The sequence below is a fragment of the Brevundimonas fontaquae genome (genome assembly GCF_017086445.1).
GTDB lineage: Bacteria > Pseudomonadota > Alphaproteobacteria > Caulobacterales > Caulobacteraceae > Brevundimonas > Brevundimonas fontaquae.
Map to the genome: position 1 here is coordinate 1,777,219 of NZ_CP070968.1, position 14,181 is coordinate 1,791,399.

Sequence of the window (14,181 nt, forward strand, 5' to 3'; positions counted from 1 at the left end):
TCATGTTGCAACCGAAGAAGACCAAATACCGCAAGGCCTTCAAGGGCCGGATCCATGGCTCGGCCAAGGGCGGTTTCTCGCTGAACTTCGGGTCGTATGGCCTGAAGACGCTGGAGCCGGAACGCATCACCGCGCGTCAGATCGAAGCGGCTCGCCGCGCGATCACTCGCCAGATGAAGCGCCAGGGCCGCGTCTGGATCCGCGTCTTCCCCGACCTGCCCGTCACGGGCAAGCCGGCTGAAGTCCGGATGGGTAAGGGCAAGGGCGCCGTGGACCACTGGGCCGCGCGTTGCCACCCGGGCCGTATCCTGTTTGAAATCGACGGCGTGCCGGACGATGTCGCCCGCGAAGCACTCCGTCTCGGCGCCGCCAAGCTGCCGGTCCGCACCAAGGTCGTGACCCGTATCGACGCCGGCGTCGCGCATGTGGAGGCTGCCGCCTAATGACCAAGATCGCCGATCTGCGGTCGCAAACGACCGACCAACTGTCCGACGAGCTGCTGAAGCTCAAGAAGGAACAGTTCAACCTGCGCTTCCAGGCGGCCACCGGCCAAATGGAAAAGACTCACCGCGTTGGTGAAGTCCGCAAAGACATCGCTCGCATCTCGACGCTTCTGCGCGAGAAGCGTGCGGCCTCGTAAGGAAACGAATATGCCCAAGCGAATTCTTGAAGGCGTGGTCGTGTCCGACAAGGGCGAGAAGACTGTCGTCGTGAAGGTGGAGCGCACCCTGCTTCACCCGCTTCTGAAGAAGACCGTCCGGTCGTCCAAGAAGTACCACGCGCACGACGAAGCCAACGCGCTCAAGGTCGGCGACATCGCTCGCATCGTCGAGTGCGCCCCCAAGTCCAAACTGAAGCGCTGGGAAGTCCTTTCCAACGCCTCCGCCTCGTAATCAGAAGGATCTGATCTTATGATCCAGATGCAAACTAACCTGGAAGTGGCCGATAATTCGGGCGCCCGCCGGGTCATGTGCATCAAGGTGTTGGGCGGCTCCAAGCGCCGCTACGCCTCGATCGGCGACACAATCGTCGCCTCCGTGAAGGAAGCCATCCCGCGCGGCCGTGTGAAGAAGGGCGACGTCGTTCGCGCCATCGTCGTGCGCACCGCCAAGGACATCCAACGCAAGGACGGCTCGGTCATCCGCTTTGACAAGTCGGCCGCCGTCATCGTCAACAAGCAGAACGAGCCTGTCGGCACGCGGATCTTCGGCCCGGTTCCTCGCGAACTGCGCGCCAAGAACCACATGAAGATCATCTCGCTGGCTCCGGAGGTCCTGTAACATGGCCGCCAAGATCAAGAAGGGCGACCGCGTCGTCGTCCTCACCGGCAAGGACAAGGGCCGCACGGGCAACGTGCTGAAGGTCCTGCCCACCGAAAACCGCGTCCTTGTCGAAGGCGTCAACATGGTTCAGCGCCACACGCGCCCGAGCCAGGCTGACCCGCAGGGCGGCATCAAGAACAAGGAAGCCTCGCTTCACCTGTCGAACGTCGCGATCGCCGACGCCAACGGCAAGGCGACCCGCGTCGGCTTCAAGATCGATGGGGACAAGAAGGTCCGCATCGCCAAGACGACGGGAGACGTCATCTGATGGCTACCGAAAAGTACACCCCGCGCCTCAAGGACGAGTATCACGCTCGCATCCGCCAGGTGATGAAAGAAAAGTTCGGCTACACGAACGAAATGCAGGTGCCCAAGCTGGACAAGATCGTCCTGAACATGGGTATCGGCGAAGCCGTCGCAGACTCCAAGAAGGCGAACACCGCCCTCAAGGATCTGACCGCCATCGCCGGTCAGAAGGCCGTCGCCACCAAGGCCCGTAACTCCATCGCCGGCTTCAAGCTGCGCGAAGGCATGGTCATCGGCGGCAAGGTCACCCTGCGTGGCGACCAGATGTACGAGTTCCTGGACCGGTTCATCACGATCGCGCTGCCGCGCGTGAAGGATTTCCGTGGTCTGAAGGGCACGTCCTTCGATGGTCGCGGCAACTACGCCACCGGTCTGAAGGAGCACATCGTGTTCCCGGAGATCAACTACGACCAGATCGATCAGATGTGGGGCATGGACATTGTCGTCTGCACCACGGCCAAGACCGATGAGGAAGCCAAGGCTCTCCTCACCGAGTTCAAGTTCCCGTTCGTGAAGAACTGAGCGGGAAGGGAAGAGCACAATGGCTAAGAAAAGCGCCGTAAACCGCAATGAAGCCGTCAAGGCCCTGGTTGCGAAGTATGCCGCGAAGCGGGCCGCCCTCAAGGCGACCGCCAACGACGAAAACCTGCCGCTGGAGGAGCGCTTCGACGCGCGCCTGAAGCTGGCCGAACTGCCGCGCAACTCCGCGCCGAGCCGCATTCGCAACCGCTGCGAAGTGACGGGTCGTCCGCGGGCGTTCTACCGCAAGCTCAAGATGAGCCGGATTGCGCTGCGTGAACTGGGCAACCTGGGCCAGATTCCCGGCCTGACGAAGTCCAGCTGGTAAGGGGAGCGAACAGACATGATGATCAACGATCCCCTGAGCGACATGATCGCTCGCATCAAGAACGCGGCGACCCGCAAGCGTTCCAAGGTGCTGACCCCGGCTTCCCGTCTGCGCCAGCGCGTCCTCGACGTGCTGCAGGACGAAGGCTATATCCGCGGCTACAACCTGGTTCAGAACCCGGGTGAGTTTCCGCAGTTCGAGATCGAGCTGAAGTACTTCGACGGTCAGCCCGTCATCGCCGAGATCGCGCGCGTGTCCAAGCCGGGCCGCCGCGTCTATTCGGCGATCGGCGATCTGAAGCCCGTCAAGAACGGCCTCGGCATCTCGATCCTCTCGACTTCGAAGGGCGTCATGTCCGACGCTTCCGCCCGCGACGCTAACGTCGGCGGCGAAGTCCTCTGCAGGGTCTACTGATATGTCCCGTATTGGCAAGAAAACCATCGCCGTGCCGAAGGGCGTGACTGTCACGCTCGACGGCCAGAACGTCACCGTCAAGGGACCCAAGGGCGAGAGCGCCTGGACCGTCGCCGACGAGATCGAAGTCAAGCAGGAAGGCGACGAACTGTCGCTGACGCCGCGTTCGGACACGCCTCGCGCTCGCGCGATGTGGGGTCTGTCGCGCACCCTGGTCGACAACATGGTCGTCGGCGTCACCACGGGCTTCGAAAAGTCGCTGGAGCTGGTCGGCGTGGGTTACCGCGCCGCGATGAAGGGCGACGCCCTTTCGCTGCAACTCGGCTTCTCGCACGAAGTCGATATCGCTCCGCCGGCCGGCGTCAGCTTCGCTGTGCCGAAGCAGACCGAGATCAAGATCTCGGGCGCTGACAAGCAAGCCGTCGGTCAGATCGCCTCGGTCATCCGCAAGCTGCGTCCGCCGGAGCCCTACAAGGGCAAGGGCGTCCGTTACGCGGGCGAGAAGGTCCGTCGCAAGGAAGGCAAGAAGAAGTAAGTCATGGCTCTTTCTCTTCGACAACAAGCCAAGCGTCGCTCGGAGCGCACGCGTCGCCGCCTGAAGGCTGTCGCCAACGGTCGTCTGCGTCTGTCGGTCTACCGTTCGGACAAGAACATCTCGGCCCAGATCATCGACGACGCCCAGGGCGTGACCGTCGTGGCTGCCTCGTCGCTGGAAGGCGGCAAGGGCAAGCGCGGTTCGGACACGGCTGCGGCCGCCGCGATTGGCAAGCTGATCGCCGAACGCGCCATCGAGAAGGGCGTCAAGGACGTCGTCTTCGACCGTGGCGAGTACATCTATCATGGACGGGTGAAGGCGCTGGCGGAAGCCGCGCGTGAAGCCGGCCTGAACTTCTAAGGGACGCGACAGATGGCGCAACAACCCCAACGCGGCGGCGGCGGCAACGATCGCAACCGTCGTGACAACCGCAACGGTCCCGCTGCTGATGGTCCGGATTCCGACATCGTCGAGAAGCTGGTGCACATCAACCGCGTCGCCGCCACCGTCAAAGGCGGCCGTCGCTTCAGCTTCGCAGCGCTGATGGTCGTCGGCGACGGCAAGGGTCGCGTCGGCTTCGGTCACGGCAAGGCGCGCGAAGTGCCGGAAGCCATTCGCAAGGCGACTGAAGAAGCCAAGAAGACGATGATCCGCGTTCCGCTGCGCGAGAACCGCACCCTGCACCACGACGGCAACGGCCGTTGGGGCGCTGGCAAGATCATGATGCGCGCCGCCCCTCCCGGGACCGGCGTCATCGCGGGCGGTCCGATGCGCGCCGTGCTCGAAACCCTCGGCGTCCAGGACGTTGTGGGCAAGTCGACCGGTTCGTCGAACCCCTACAACATGATCCGCGCGACGTTCGAAGCGCTGAAGGTCCAGTCCTCGCCCCGTCAGGTCGCGTCCAAGCGCGGCAAGAAGGTCGCGGATCTGATGGGCCGCCGCAACGACGGCGCCTCGGCGCCCGAAGCCGTGGAGTCCTAAGTCATGGCTGAAAAGAAAACCCTCACCGTCAAGCAGACCGGTTCGCCGATCCGCCGCAAGAACGACCAGCGCGCCACCCTGGTGGGCCTGGGTCTGAACCGCCTGGGTCGTGAATCCACTCTGGAAGACACGCCTTCGGTTCGCGGGATGATCGCCAAGGTCGCCCACCTGACCGAGATCGTCGAAAAGTAAGCCGTTTCGCCCTCTCCCGAACCCGGGAGAGGGCGTTTCTGCACTTGCGAATACACAGAGGGTCGCCTATCAGCGGCCCTTCATTTTTTCCAAGCCGAGTCTGGACGATGTCCGGGCGTTAGCACCCGAAAGGATCAGGCACATGAAACTGAACGAAATCCGCGACAACGAAGGCGCCCACAAGAAGCGCATGCGCGTCGGCCGTGGCCCCGGTTCGGGCAAGGGCAAGACCGCTGGTCGTGGCGTCAAGGGTCAGAAGTCGCGTTCGGGCGTCGCCATCGGCGGCTTCGAAGGCGGCCAAATGCCGCTGTACATGCGTATGCCCAAGCGCGGCTTCAACAACGCCAATGCTCTGAAGTTGGCTGAAGTGAACCTGTGGCGCCTGCAGGACGCCGTCGACGCCGGCAAGCTGGACGCCAAGTCCGAACTGAAGGGCGACGCCCTGGTCGCCGCCGGCGTGATCCGTCGCGTTAAGGACGGCGTGCGTCTGCTGGGCACCGGCGAACTGAAGCAAGCGCTGAACCTGGTCGTCTGGTCGGCCACTGCCGGCGCCAAGAAGGCCATCGAGGCCGCTGGCGGCTCGGTCGTCGAGCAACGCATCGAAGCCGAAGCCAAGGCCGCCGCGCGCGTCGAGAAGCGCAACGCCGCCAAGGGCAAGGCTCCGGCCGCCAAGGCGCCGCGCGGCGACGAGAACAAGATCTCGGCCCGCACCAAGCGCACCGCCGCCAAAGCCTAAGTCACGCGTCGTCGCGGCGATTAGGTCGTGACCTGATTACATCTGCGACGACGAAAGAACGGAAGCGGCCCTCGCATGAGGGCCGCTTTCCGCCTATCTGACGACTCAATCAGTCGTGGGGACGCATAATGGCTTCGGCCGCAGAACAACTCGCCGCCAATATGAATATGGGCTCGTTCGCGAAAGCGACCGAGCTGCATAAACGCCTGCTGTTCACGCTGGGCGCGCTTCTGGTCTATCGCATCGGCACCTATGTGCCGATCCCGGGCATCAACTCGCAGGCCTTCCTGCAGTTCTTCCAGAACCCGGACGGTCAGCGCGGCATCCTGGACATGTTCAACATGTTCTCGGGCGGCGCGGTCGAGCGTATGGCCATCTTCGCGCTGAACGTGATGCCCTACATCTCGGCCTCGATCATCGTGCAGCTGATGGGCACGGTGTATCCGCCCTGGGAGAAGCTGAAGAAGGAAGGCGGAGAAAGCGGCCGCAAGCAGCTGAACCAGTATACCCGTTATCTGACGGTGTTCCTGGCGCTGGCGCAGTCCTTCGGCATCGCGGCAGGTCTGAACAGCACCGCCGGCCTGGTCGACAACCCCGGCATCTTCTTCATAATTTCGACGGTCGTGACCCTGACCGGCGGCACCATGTTCCTGATGTGGCTGGGTGAGCAGGTGACGGCGCGCGGCGTCGGCAACGGCATCTCGCTGATCATCTTCGCCGGTATCGTGGCGGTCCTGCCGTCCACCATCGCCCGCCTGCTGGGGCTGGCCCAGCAAGGCCAGATGTCGGCCTTCGCCCTCCTGTTCATCGCCATTCTGGCTGTGGCCACCGTGGTCTTCATCGTCTTCATGGAGCGCGCCCAGCGCCGTCTTCTGATCCAGTATCCGAAGCGCCAGGAAGGCAACCGCATGGCCGGCGGCGAGCGTTCGTTCCTGCCGCTGAAGGTCAACACCGCCGGCGTGATCCCGCCGATCTTCGCCTCGTCGCTGCTGATGCTGCCGACGACGGTGGCGACCATGACGGCCAACGCCGACCTGCCCAGCTGGATGAGCTGGCTGCCGCTGGTGACGGCGCAGCTGACGCACGGCCAGCCGCTGTTCATGGCGCTGTATGCCGCTCTGATCGTCTTCTTCTGCTTCTTCTACACCTCGATCACCTTCAATCCCGAGGACACGGCCGAGAACCTGCGCAAATACGGCGGCTTCCTTCCGGGCATCCGTCCGGGCAAGCGGACGGCGGAATATCTGGACTATGTCCTGACCCGCCTGACTGTGATCGGCGCCGCCTACATCACCGCGGTCTGCCTGCTGCCCGAGTTCATCGTCAGCCAGTTCGGCAACAGCCTGTATTTTGGCGGAACGTCTATCTTGATCGTTGTGTCGGTCACCATGGACACTGTGGCCCAGATCCAGTCCCAACTGCTGGCGCACCAGTACGAAGGCTTGATCAAGAAGGCCAAGCTGCGTGGTCGTGGCGGTCGCGGCGCTCCCACGCCCGTTCGCCGCTAAGTCTTAGGTTGTCAGACGCCCAGGGGAGGGCCGAAGCATGAACTTGATCCTGTTCGGACCGCCGGCGGCGGGCAAGGGCACCCAGGCCAAGCGGCTGGTGGAAGAGAAGGGCATGGTCCAGCTCTCCACCGGCGACATGCTGCGCGCGGCCATCGCCTCGGGCTCGGAGCTGGGCCTAAAGGTCAAGGACGTGCTGGCGCGCGGCGATCTGGTCACCGACGAGATCGTCATCGCCCTGATCGAGGATCGCCTGCCGGAGGCCGAGGCCGCCGGCGGCGCCATCTTCGACGGCTTCCCCCGCACCGTGGCGCAGGCCGAGGCGCTGGACGAGATGCTGGCCAAACGCGGTGTTCAAATCGACGCCGTCGTCCGGCTGAAAGTTGACGACGCCGCCCTGACCGAACGGATCGCCAAGCGCTTCGCGGAACAGGGTCGTCCGGACGATAATCCGGAATCGTTCAAGGTCCGGCTCGAGGCCTACAACCGCAACACCGCGCCGCTGCTTCCCTACTACGAAGCCCAAGGCAAGCTGACCGAAGCCGACGGCATGGGCTCGATCGAGTCCGTCGCCAAGGCGATCGACGAGGCCCTGGCCTGATTTGCGTTTTTGGGCGTTGATCGCCTGATGACTGACCTAGACGACCCCAAACCTGAAAAGATCCGCCTGCGTCGCTGGCGCATGGCGGGCATATTCGTCGCCGTCGCTGTCGCGGAAATTGGCCTGTTCCTGTGGCTAGGACAGGTGAGGGGGCCGGCGCCGACGCCTGTAGTCGAGCCGCCGCCGTTCGAGGTCGTGCTCTACGATCCGCCGCCGCCGATGTCCAACGAACCCCCGGCGCCCGAAACCGGCGGCGGCGCGCCCGCTGCGCCATCCGTCATTCACACGCCGCCGCCTCCGCCCAAGGAACGCCCCCGCGAAGTTCCCGCGCCTCCCGTCAAGGCGCCGGCGCCCGCGCCCGTCGTCGGGGTCGCGCCGGCGCCATCGCCGCAACCCGGCTTCGGCCAGGGCGGGCAGGGGACAGGCAACGGATCCGGCGTCGGCTCTGGATCCGGCCCGGGCAGCGGCTCGACCGGACCGCGTCTGGTCACCGGTCCCACCATCGGCCAGATCCGCGCCAACCACCCGCCGGGCGCCCGCAGCCGTTACGGCCGGGTCGAACTGTCCTGCGTCATTCGCTTGGACAGCCGGCTGGACGGTTGCCGCGTCGTTCAAGAGACGCCCCCCGGCTTGGGTTTCGGCGCGGCCGGCTTGCAGGTGTCCGGCTATTTCCGCTTTCAACCGCCGACCGAAGACGGTCGCCCCGTCGAGGGGCAGCGGGTCACGGTCGGGGTCGATTTCGGCCGCCCGCCACGCTGAAGCGGCGCCGCGCGGGAGCGGATGTTGACGCCCGGTGAATCATCTGTATAAGGGCGCCTTCCCGCGAAGGGCGCCACGCTCCTGGTTTGTTAACCGGAGCGTTTGTTGCGTCTGACTAACGCGTATCTGGAGAATTTCGTGGCCCGTATTGCTGGCGTCAACATCCCGACCAACAAGCGCGTAGAGATCGCGCTTCAGTATATCCATGGCATCGGCCCCGCCGCTGCCAAGGACATCACCGAGAAGGTGGGCATCGAGCCCGCTCGCCGGGTGAACCAGCTGACGGACGCCGAAGTCCTGTCGATCCGTGAAACGATCGACAAGGATCACACCGTCGAGGGCGACCTGCGCCGCGAGACGTCGATGAACATCAAGCGTCTGATGGATCTGGCCTGCTATCGCGGCCTGCGTCACCGCAAGGGCCTGCCGGTCCGCGGTCAGCGCACCCACACGAACGCCCGCACCCGCAAGGGTCCCGCCAAGCCGATCGCCGGCAAGAAGAAGTAAGACAGACACATGGCCAAGGAACCGGGTCGCGTAAAGAAGCGCGAGCGCAAGAACATCACCTCGGGCGTCGCCCACGTGAATGCTTCGTTCAACAACACCATGATCACGATCACCGATGCCCAGGGCAACGCGATCTCGTGGTCTTCGGCGGGTCACATGGGCTTCAAGGGTTCGCGTAAGTCGACCCCTTACGCCGCTCAGATGGCTGCGGAAGACGCTGGCAAGAAGGCCCAGGAACACGGCGTGAAGACGCTGGAAGTGAACGTCTCGGGACCGGGATCCGGCCGTGAATCGGCCCTGCGCGCGCTGCAGTCGGTCGGTCTGACGATCACGACGATCCGCGACGTCACGCCGATGCCGCACAATGGTTGCCGTCCGCCCAAGCGTCGTCGCGTCTAAGCGATAGCGTTCCAAGGCACCCCCAATCTCCGTCCGCTCCATCATGGCCTCGTCGACAAGGCCGGAGCAGGCGAAACCCGTTCGAGGGACAAAATGATCGAAAGAAACTGGCAAGAGCTGATCCGTCCCGAGAAGCCGCAGATCGAGATCGGTTCCGACGCCCAGCGCAAGGCGCGCCTGGTGGCCGAACCCCTCGAGCGTGGCTTCGGCGTGACGCTCGGCAACGCGCTCCGTCGCGTTCTGCTGTCCTCGCTGCAAGGCGCAGCCGTCACGGCCATCCAGATCGACGGCGTCGTTCATGAATTCTCGTCGCTGGAAGGCGTGCGCGAAGACGTGGTCGACATCGTCCTGAACATCAAGCAACTGGCGCTGCGTATGCATGCCGAAGGCCCCAAGCGCATGACCCTGCGCGCCACGGGCCCCGGTCCGGTGACGGCCGGCCAGATCGACGTGCCGGCGGACATCGAGGTTCTGAACCCCGACCACGTCATCTGCACGCTGGACGATGGCGCATCGGTGCGCATGGAACTGACCGTCCAGAACGGCAAGGGCTACGTCGCCGCCGAGCTGAACCGTCCGGAAGATGCGCCGATCGGCCTGATCGCCGTCGACGCCCTGTATTCGCCGGTCAAGAAGGTGGCTTACCGCGTCGAGCCGACCCGTCAGGGTCAGTCGCTGGACTATGACAAGCTGCTGCTGGAAGTCGAAACCAACGGTGCGGTCACGCCGGTTGACGCCGTGGCCTATGCCGCGCGCATCCTGCAGGACCAGCTCCAGATCTTCATCACCTTCGAAGAGCCCAAGAAGGCTGTCGAGCAGTCGGACGGCAAGCCCGACCTGCCCTTCAACCCGGCGCTGCTGAAGAAGGTGGACGAGCTGGAACTGTCGGTTCGTTCGGCCAACTGCCTGAAGAACGACAACATCGTCTACATCGGCGACCTGATCCAGAAGACCGAGGGCGAAATGCTTCGCACCCCGAACTTTGGCCGCAAGTCGTTGAACGAGATCAAGGAAGTTCTCACGACGATGGGCCTCAGCCTCGGCATGGACGTGCCGAACTGGCCGCCCGAAAACATCGAAGATCTGGCCAAGAAGTTCGACGACCAGATCTAAGTTCAACCCTCCGCCCGTCTCCTTCGGGAGAATGTCGGGGCGGTTAGAAGATTACGGTTCCAGGTCCGATTGAGGATACCGGTTCCGGAGTAGGAGAGACCCAGATGCGCCACGGCGCCGCCCATCGTAAACTCGGTCGCACGAGCAGCCACCGCACCGCCATGTTCGCCAACATGGCCGCCTCGCTGATCAAGCACGAGCAGATCACCACGACCCTGCCCAAGGCGAAGGAACTGCGTCCCTTCGTCGAGAAGCTGGTCACCCTCGCTAAGAAGGGCGACCTGCACGCGCGTCGTCAGGCCATCAGCCAGGTTCGGGACGTGCCGCAAGTCGGCAAGCTGTTCGAAACGCTTGGCCCGCGCTACAGCGAGCGTAACGGCGGCTATATCCGCATCATGAAGGCCGGCTTCCGCCACGGCGACAACGCCCCGATGGCCGTCATCGAGTTCGTCGATCGCGACGTCGAAGCCAAGGGCAAGGACTCCGGTCCGGTCCTGGCCTTCGAAGGCAACGACGAAGACTAAGATTTGGTCGTTTGACCAAACGCCGGAAGGGCGGTCGGAGCGATCCGACCGCCCTTTTGCTTTGCGTGGAAACCGGACATGAGGGGTGAATGACCGTCGCCATCGTCGATTTCCGTCCCGATCACGCCTCCGCCTGGGCGCAAATGAACACCGCTTGGCTGATCGAGGGCGAGTTCGCCATCGAGGCCAAGGATCGGGTCGCGATCAATGATCCGCAGGGCGTCTTCCTTGACAAGGGCGGGCGCATCTTTATCGCGCAGAGCAATGGGCAGGCCGTGGGCTGCTGCGCCATGGTCCCGACCGGCGACGCGGTAGAGATATGCAAGATGACCGTCACGCCCGCCGCGCGCGGCCTGGGTCTGGCGCGACGCCTGCTGGACGCCTGCGAAGCGGCGGCGCGGGAAGCAGGCGCTGCCCGGCTCTATCTGGAAACCAACAGCGCCCTGAAGCCCGCGATCGCCTTGTATGACAGCGCCGGCTTCCTGCATCTGCCGCCACGGCCCACGCCCTATGCGCGCGCTGATGTCTTCATGGAGAAGTGGCTTTAGCCGTCCCAGAACGCAGCGATCGCCATGCCCCATATGAGGAAAATGCACAGGCCGTAGGCGATCTGATCCTGAAGCGAGCGGCGGGGCGGTTTGGGCGGTGGGTTCGGATGCGGCATCGCCAAGCTTGAAGCCGATAGGCGACGACTGCGAAATCGATTAAGCGGGTGACGGTCTGTGAGGGGAGGTCACATGTCGGGTCGCGCGCCGCCGCCGCTGAATGCGCTGCGAACCTTCGAAATCTTCGCTCGGCACGGCAGCATGACCCGCGCAGCAGCCGAGTTGTGTGTCACCCACGGGGCGGTCAGCCGTCAGATCGCGGCGCTGCAGGCTTCACTGGGCGTGGCTCTGGTGACCGGGCCACGCCATGCGCTTACGTTGACGGAGGCTGGGGCAAAGCTGGCCGAGGGCCTGACGCCAGCGTTTAGCGCGATCACGGATGCGGTCGAGGCCGCGAGGCAGGGCGCGGTGCGGGAGATCGAGATTTCCTGTCTGGGCACCTTCGCCCTTAAATGGCTCATCCCACGCTTGCCGTCCTTTCTGGAGGCGCATCCTGATGTGCGCGTTAGGCTGTCGGAATCCTATGCGCCGGTCGATTATCGGCGCGATCGTTTCGACGGCGCAATCCGTATCGTGGAGCCGGATCAGGTCCATGCGCGAACCGAAGCGACACCCTTCCTGGCTCAACATCAGGGACCTGTCGGATCGCCATCCATGATGGCCCAGCTGCCGACGATAGACGCCTTGACTGGCGCGCCGCGGCTGCATTCGGCGACCTTCCGTAGGGCCTGGTCGGTCTGGGCTGAACTGGCTGGCGTGACCCTGCCGGCGGCGGCGATGGAGCGAGAATTCGCGCACAATCATTCGCTGGTGGAGGCTGCGATTGCTGGATTGGGCGTGGGAATTGCGCCCTGGGCTTTCGTGGCGCCGGACGTGATGGCCGGCCGGTTGGCCGCGCCGTTCGGTTTCGTGGAGCGACCATCCCGGTTCGTCTTTCTGCGGCCGGAAGGCCGCAAGGACGCGGCGGTGGACGCCTTCCGCGACTGGCTCGTTGCGGAAGGCGCGCGCAGTCCGTCTCCGCCTATTCCTTCGACAAATCCTGGCGGTTGAACCAGGCGACGGCGGCGGCGAAGGGGACGCCGATCCAGAGGGCCAGGCTGAGGACCCCCTTCAGCACGGCATGATCGGGCAGTTGCGCCGCCGATGCGCCGCCCTCGATGGCGGCCTTCAGCAGGTCGGTGGCCATGCCCGGCGACAGCAGCGGCAGAAGCCAGCCGTCCGGCGTCACGCCCATCGGCAGCAGCAGTTGGGGCAGGAAGAACTGGGCCACGCCGATCACCAGCGGCGCAAACAGGGCCGCCAGCAACGAGCGCGTCACCACGGCGGCCAGAAGGCCGAGCATGGTGAACTGCAGGATGCGCGCCCAGGACGTCAGGGTCAGAAGGCCGAAGTCCGTCGCCGCTGCGCCGTTCATCGAGAAGGTGAGGGGGCGGCCGAATACCGCCGCCTGCATCACACTGGCGATCACGTCGGAGATCAGGGCGGCGATGGTCGCCAGTACGATCACCAGACCCACGACCGCGACCTTGCCGGTCAGCAGATTCGGTCGGGCGTTGCGCGCGCTGATCAGCCGCCAGGTCTCCCAGCGATAGTCGCCCGCGTAGATGGTCGCCGCGCCGATCAGGACGAACATCAGGATGGCCGGATTGGCGAAGTCGCCCGCGCTCTTGACCATGGCCATTCCCAGATCGAGCGGGCCGCCCTTCATCATGTCCGGCGGCAGCTTGCCCGCCAGTTTCGCCTCATTGGCTTTGGCGACGACGAAGCCCAGGGTGGCGAGGATTACGCCCATGATGGGGATGAACAGCACGCTCCAGAACAGGGCGGTGCGGTTCTTGGACAGGCGGTAGGTTTCGGAACGGATCGCGTCAGCCAGCACGGTTTTGCTCCTGCACGCCGGTCCAGCCGGTTTCGCTCATGAAGACGTCTTCCAGGTCCGCGCCGATCCAGCGGGCTTCTTCGATATCGACTCCGCCCTCGACCAGAGCCTTGATGGCGGCGGCGGCTTCGCTACGCGACACGGCGGCCACAAGTGCATCGCCCTCCAGCGTCGCGCGCTCGCCCAGCACGGACATGGCCTTCGCCAGCGGCGTGACCGACAGGCGCAGACGCTCGCCCGAGGCGGTCAGGTCGGAGACGCGGCCCTCGGTGATCACCTTGCCCTTGTTGAAGATGGCGACGCGGTCGCAGACGCGCTGGACCTCCTGAAGCTGGTGGCTGGCCAGGATGACGGTCACGCCGTCGTGGTCGGCCAGGCTGCGGATCAGGGCGCGCATCTCTTGGATGCCGGGCGGATCCATGCCGCTGGTCGGTTCATCCAGAATGACCAGATCCGGCTTGGTCATCAGGGCGGCGGCGACCCCCAGGCGTTGCAGCATGCCGACCGAAAAACCCTTCACCCGGCGATTGGCCGCCTCGGTCAGGCCGACGCGTTGCAGCCAGTCAGCGATCTCGGCCGAGGACACGCCGCCATGGGCGCGGGCCAGCCATTCCAGCACCTGGCGGGCGGTCATGAAAGGAGGGAAGCGCGGGGTCTCGATCATCGAGCCCATGCGCCGCATCGAGGCCGGATCGCCGATCCGACCGCCCATCACCGTGGCCTCGCCCTCGGTCGGACGAATCAGACCCAACAGGGTGCGAAACAGCGTCGATTTGCCCGCACCATTGGGACCCAGAATGCCGTAGACCCCGCCGCGCGGGATCGACAACGTCAGGCCGTCCAAGGCCTTTACCGTCCCATAGGTCTTGGTCAGGCCGCGAATGTCGATGACGGTTTCCATACGCCAAGCTTGGCGAGTGAACGCCGGTCGCACAAGCCGTCGCGTGGTCGTCGTC

At 64.6% G+C, this 14,181-nt stretch carries 24 protein-coding genes; 22 read left to right on the forward strand and 2 right to left on the reverse strand.

Annotated features, from left to right (window positions below):
• The first annotated feature begins 2 nt into the window (after positions 1 to 2).
• The 22 genes from rplP to JX001_RS08820 all read left to right on the forward strand — a co-directional run bounded on the left by rplP (position 3) and on the right by JX001_RS08820 (position 12,396).
• Positions 3 to 443 (forward strand): 50S ribosomal protein L16, encoded by a 441-nt coding sequence (gene rplP / locus JX001_RS08715; protein ID WP_017506052.1) that lies wholly within the window; start codon positions 3 to 5, stop codon positions 441 to 443.
• Positions 443 to 640: a 50S ribosomal protein L29 gene (gene rpmC / locus JX001_RS08720; RefSeq protein ID WP_008263673.1), complete on the forward strand. Its 198-nt coding sequence runs from the start codon at positions 443 to 445 to the stop codon at positions 638 to 640. The genes rplP and rpmC overlap by 1 nt, the downstream gene beginning before the upstream one ends.
• Before the next feature lie 10 nt (positions 641 to 650).
• Positions 651 to 893, forward strand: a complete 243-nt coding sequence (gene rpsQ, locus JX001_RS08725; protein WP_017506051.1) for a 30S ribosomal protein S17 — start codon at positions 651 to 653, stop codon at positions 891 to 893.
• Positions 894 to 911: 18 nt separating this feature from the next.
• On the forward strand, positions 912 to 1,280 hold the full coding sequence (gene rplN / locus JX001_RS08730; RefSeq protein ID WP_003164378.1) for a 50S ribosomal protein L14: 369 nt from the start codon (positions 912 to 914) through the stop codon (positions 1,278 to 1,280).
• Position 1,281: 1 nt separating this feature from the next.
• The gene (gene rplX / locus JX001_RS08735) at positions 1,282 to 1,590 is read left to right on the forward strand and encodes a 50S ribosomal protein L24 (protein WP_039248554.1); all 309 of its coding nucleotides are present in this window, start codon (positions 1,282 to 1,284) and stop codon (positions 1,588 to 1,590) included.
• Positions 1,590 to 2,150: a 50S ribosomal protein L5 gene (gene rplE / locus JX001_RS08740; RefSeq protein ID WP_017506049.1), complete on the forward strand. Its 561-nt coding sequence runs from the start codon at positions 1,590 to 1,592 to the stop codon at positions 2,148 to 2,150. The genes rplX and rplE overlap by 1 nt, the downstream gene beginning before the upstream one ends.
• A 19-nt stretch (positions 2,151 to 2,169) precedes the next feature.
• The gene (rpsN, locus tag JX001_RS08745) at positions 2,170 to 2,475 is read left to right on the forward strand and encodes a 30S ribosomal protein S14 (RefSeq protein ID WP_055753393.1); all 306 of its coding nucleotides are present in this window, start codon (positions 2,170 to 2,172) and stop codon (positions 2,473 to 2,475) included.
• A 15-nt stretch (positions 2,476 to 2,490) separates the two neighbouring features.
• Complete coding sequence (rpsH, locus tag JX001_RS08750) at positions 2,491 to 2,889, forward strand: 30S ribosomal protein S8 (RefSeq protein WP_008262310.1); 399 nt, start codon at positions 2,491 to 2,493, stop codon at positions 2,887 to 2,889.
• Between the two features lies 1 nt (position 2,890).
• Complete coding sequence (rplF, locus tag JX001_RS08755) at positions 2,891 to 3,424, forward strand: 50S ribosomal protein L6 (RefSeq protein ID WP_055753394.1); 534 nt, start codon at positions 2,891 to 2,893, stop codon at positions 3,422 to 3,424.
• A gap of 3 nt (positions 3,425 to 3,427) precedes the next feature.
• Entirely contained in the window at positions 3,428 to 3,784 is a 357-nt protein-coding gene (gene rplR, locus JX001_RS08760; protein WP_008259637.1) for a 50S ribosomal protein L18, read from the forward strand.
• 12 nt (positions 3,785 to 3,796) lie between these two features.
• Positions 3,797 to 4,405 (forward strand): 30S ribosomal protein S5, encoded by a 609-nt coding sequence (rpsE, locus tag JX001_RS08765; protein ID WP_055753395.1) that lies wholly within the window; start codon positions 3,797 to 3,799, stop codon positions 4,403 to 4,405.
• Between the two features lie 3 nt (positions 4,406 to 4,408).
• Positions 4,409 to 4,597, forward strand: a complete 189-nt coding sequence (gene rpmD / locus JX001_RS08770; RefSeq protein WP_055753396.1) for a 50S ribosomal protein L30 — start codon at positions 4,409 to 4,411, stop codon at positions 4,595 to 4,597.
• Between the two features lie 142 nt (positions 4,598 to 4,739).
• Complete coding sequence (gene rplO, locus JX001_RS08775; RefSeq protein ID WP_017506044.1) at positions 4,740 to 5,333, forward strand: 50S ribosomal protein L15; 594 nt, start codon at positions 4,740 to 4,742, stop codon at positions 5,331 to 5,333.
• A gap of 128 nt (positions 5,334 to 5,461) precedes the next feature.
• Complete coding sequence (secY, locus tag JX001_RS08780; RefSeq protein WP_017506043.1) at positions 5,462 to 6,841, forward strand: preprotein translocase subunit SecY; 1,380 nt, start codon at positions 5,462 to 5,464, stop codon at positions 6,839 to 6,841.
• A gap of 37 nt (positions 6,842 to 6,878) precedes the next feature.
• Complete coding sequence (locus tag JX001_RS08785) at positions 6,879 to 7,439, forward strand: adenylate kinase (RefSeq protein WP_055804620.1); 561 nt, start codon at positions 6,879 to 6,881, stop codon at positions 7,437 to 7,439.
• A gap of 27 nt (positions 7,440 to 7,466) precedes the next feature.
• On the forward strand, positions 7,467 to 8,198 hold the full coding sequence (locus JX001_RS08790; RefSeq protein WP_205680769.1) for an energy transducer TonB: 732 nt from the start codon (positions 7,467 to 7,469) through the stop codon (positions 8,196 to 8,198).
• A 138-nt stretch (positions 8,199 to 8,336) separates the two neighbouring features.
• Positions 8,337 to 8,705, forward strand: a complete 369-nt coding sequence (rpsM, locus tag JX001_RS08795; RefSeq protein ID WP_026108555.1) for a 30S ribosomal protein S13 — start codon at positions 8,337 to 8,339, stop codon at positions 8,703 to 8,705.
• A gap of 9 nt (positions 8,706 to 8,714) precedes the next feature.
• On the forward strand, positions 8,715 to 9,104 hold the full coding sequence (gene rpsK, locus JX001_RS08800; protein WP_013268944.1) for a 30S ribosomal protein S11: 390 nt from the start codon (positions 8,715 to 8,717) through the stop codon (positions 9,102 to 9,104).
• 93 nt (positions 9,105 to 9,197) lie between these two features.
• Positions 9,198 to 10,217 (forward strand): DNA-directed RNA polymerase subunit alpha, encoded by a 1,020-nt coding sequence (locus JX001_RS08805; RefSeq protein WP_017506040.1) that lies wholly within the window; start codon positions 9,198 to 9,200, stop codon positions 10,215 to 10,217.
• 104 nt (positions 10,218 to 10,321) lie between these two features.
• On the forward strand, positions 10,322 to 10,741 hold the full coding sequence (gene rplQ, locus JX001_RS08810) for a 50S ribosomal protein L17 (protein ID WP_055804627.1): 420 nt from the start codon (positions 10,322 to 10,324) through the stop codon (positions 10,739 to 10,741).
• A gap of 89 nt (positions 10,742 to 10,830) precedes the next feature.
• A complete protein-coding gene (locus JX001_RS08815) occupies positions 10,831 to 11,289 on the forward strand; it encodes a GNAT family N-acetyltransferase (protein ID WP_205680770.1) in 459 nt (152 codons plus the stop codon).
• 189 nt (positions 11,290 to 11,478) lie between these two features.
• On the forward strand, positions 11,479 to 12,396 hold the full coding sequence (locus JX001_RS08820) for a LysR substrate-binding domain-containing protein (protein ID WP_205680771.1): 918 nt from the start codon (positions 11,479 to 11,481) through the stop codon (positions 12,394 to 12,396).
• Here JX001_RS08820 and JX001_RS08825 read toward each other — a convergent pair.
• On the reverse strand, positions 12,368 to 13,225 hold the full coding sequence (locus JX001_RS08825) for an ABC transporter permease subunit (protein ID WP_205680772.1): 858 nt from the start codon (positions 13,223 to 13,225) through the stop codon (positions 12,368 to 12,370). The genes JX001_RS08820 and JX001_RS08825 overlap by 29 nt on opposite strands.
• Positions 13,215 to 14,126 carry an ABC transporter ATP-binding protein gene (locus tag JX001_RS08830; RefSeq protein WP_205680773.1) on the reverse strand — a complete coding sequence of 304 codons (912 nt, stop codon included), beginning with the start codon at positions 14,124 to 14,126 and terminating at the stop codon, positions 13,215 to 13,217. Before JX001_RS08830 ends, JX001_RS08825 begins: the two co-directional genes overlap by 11 nt.
• Positions 14,127 to 14,181: the final 55 nt, after the last annotated feature.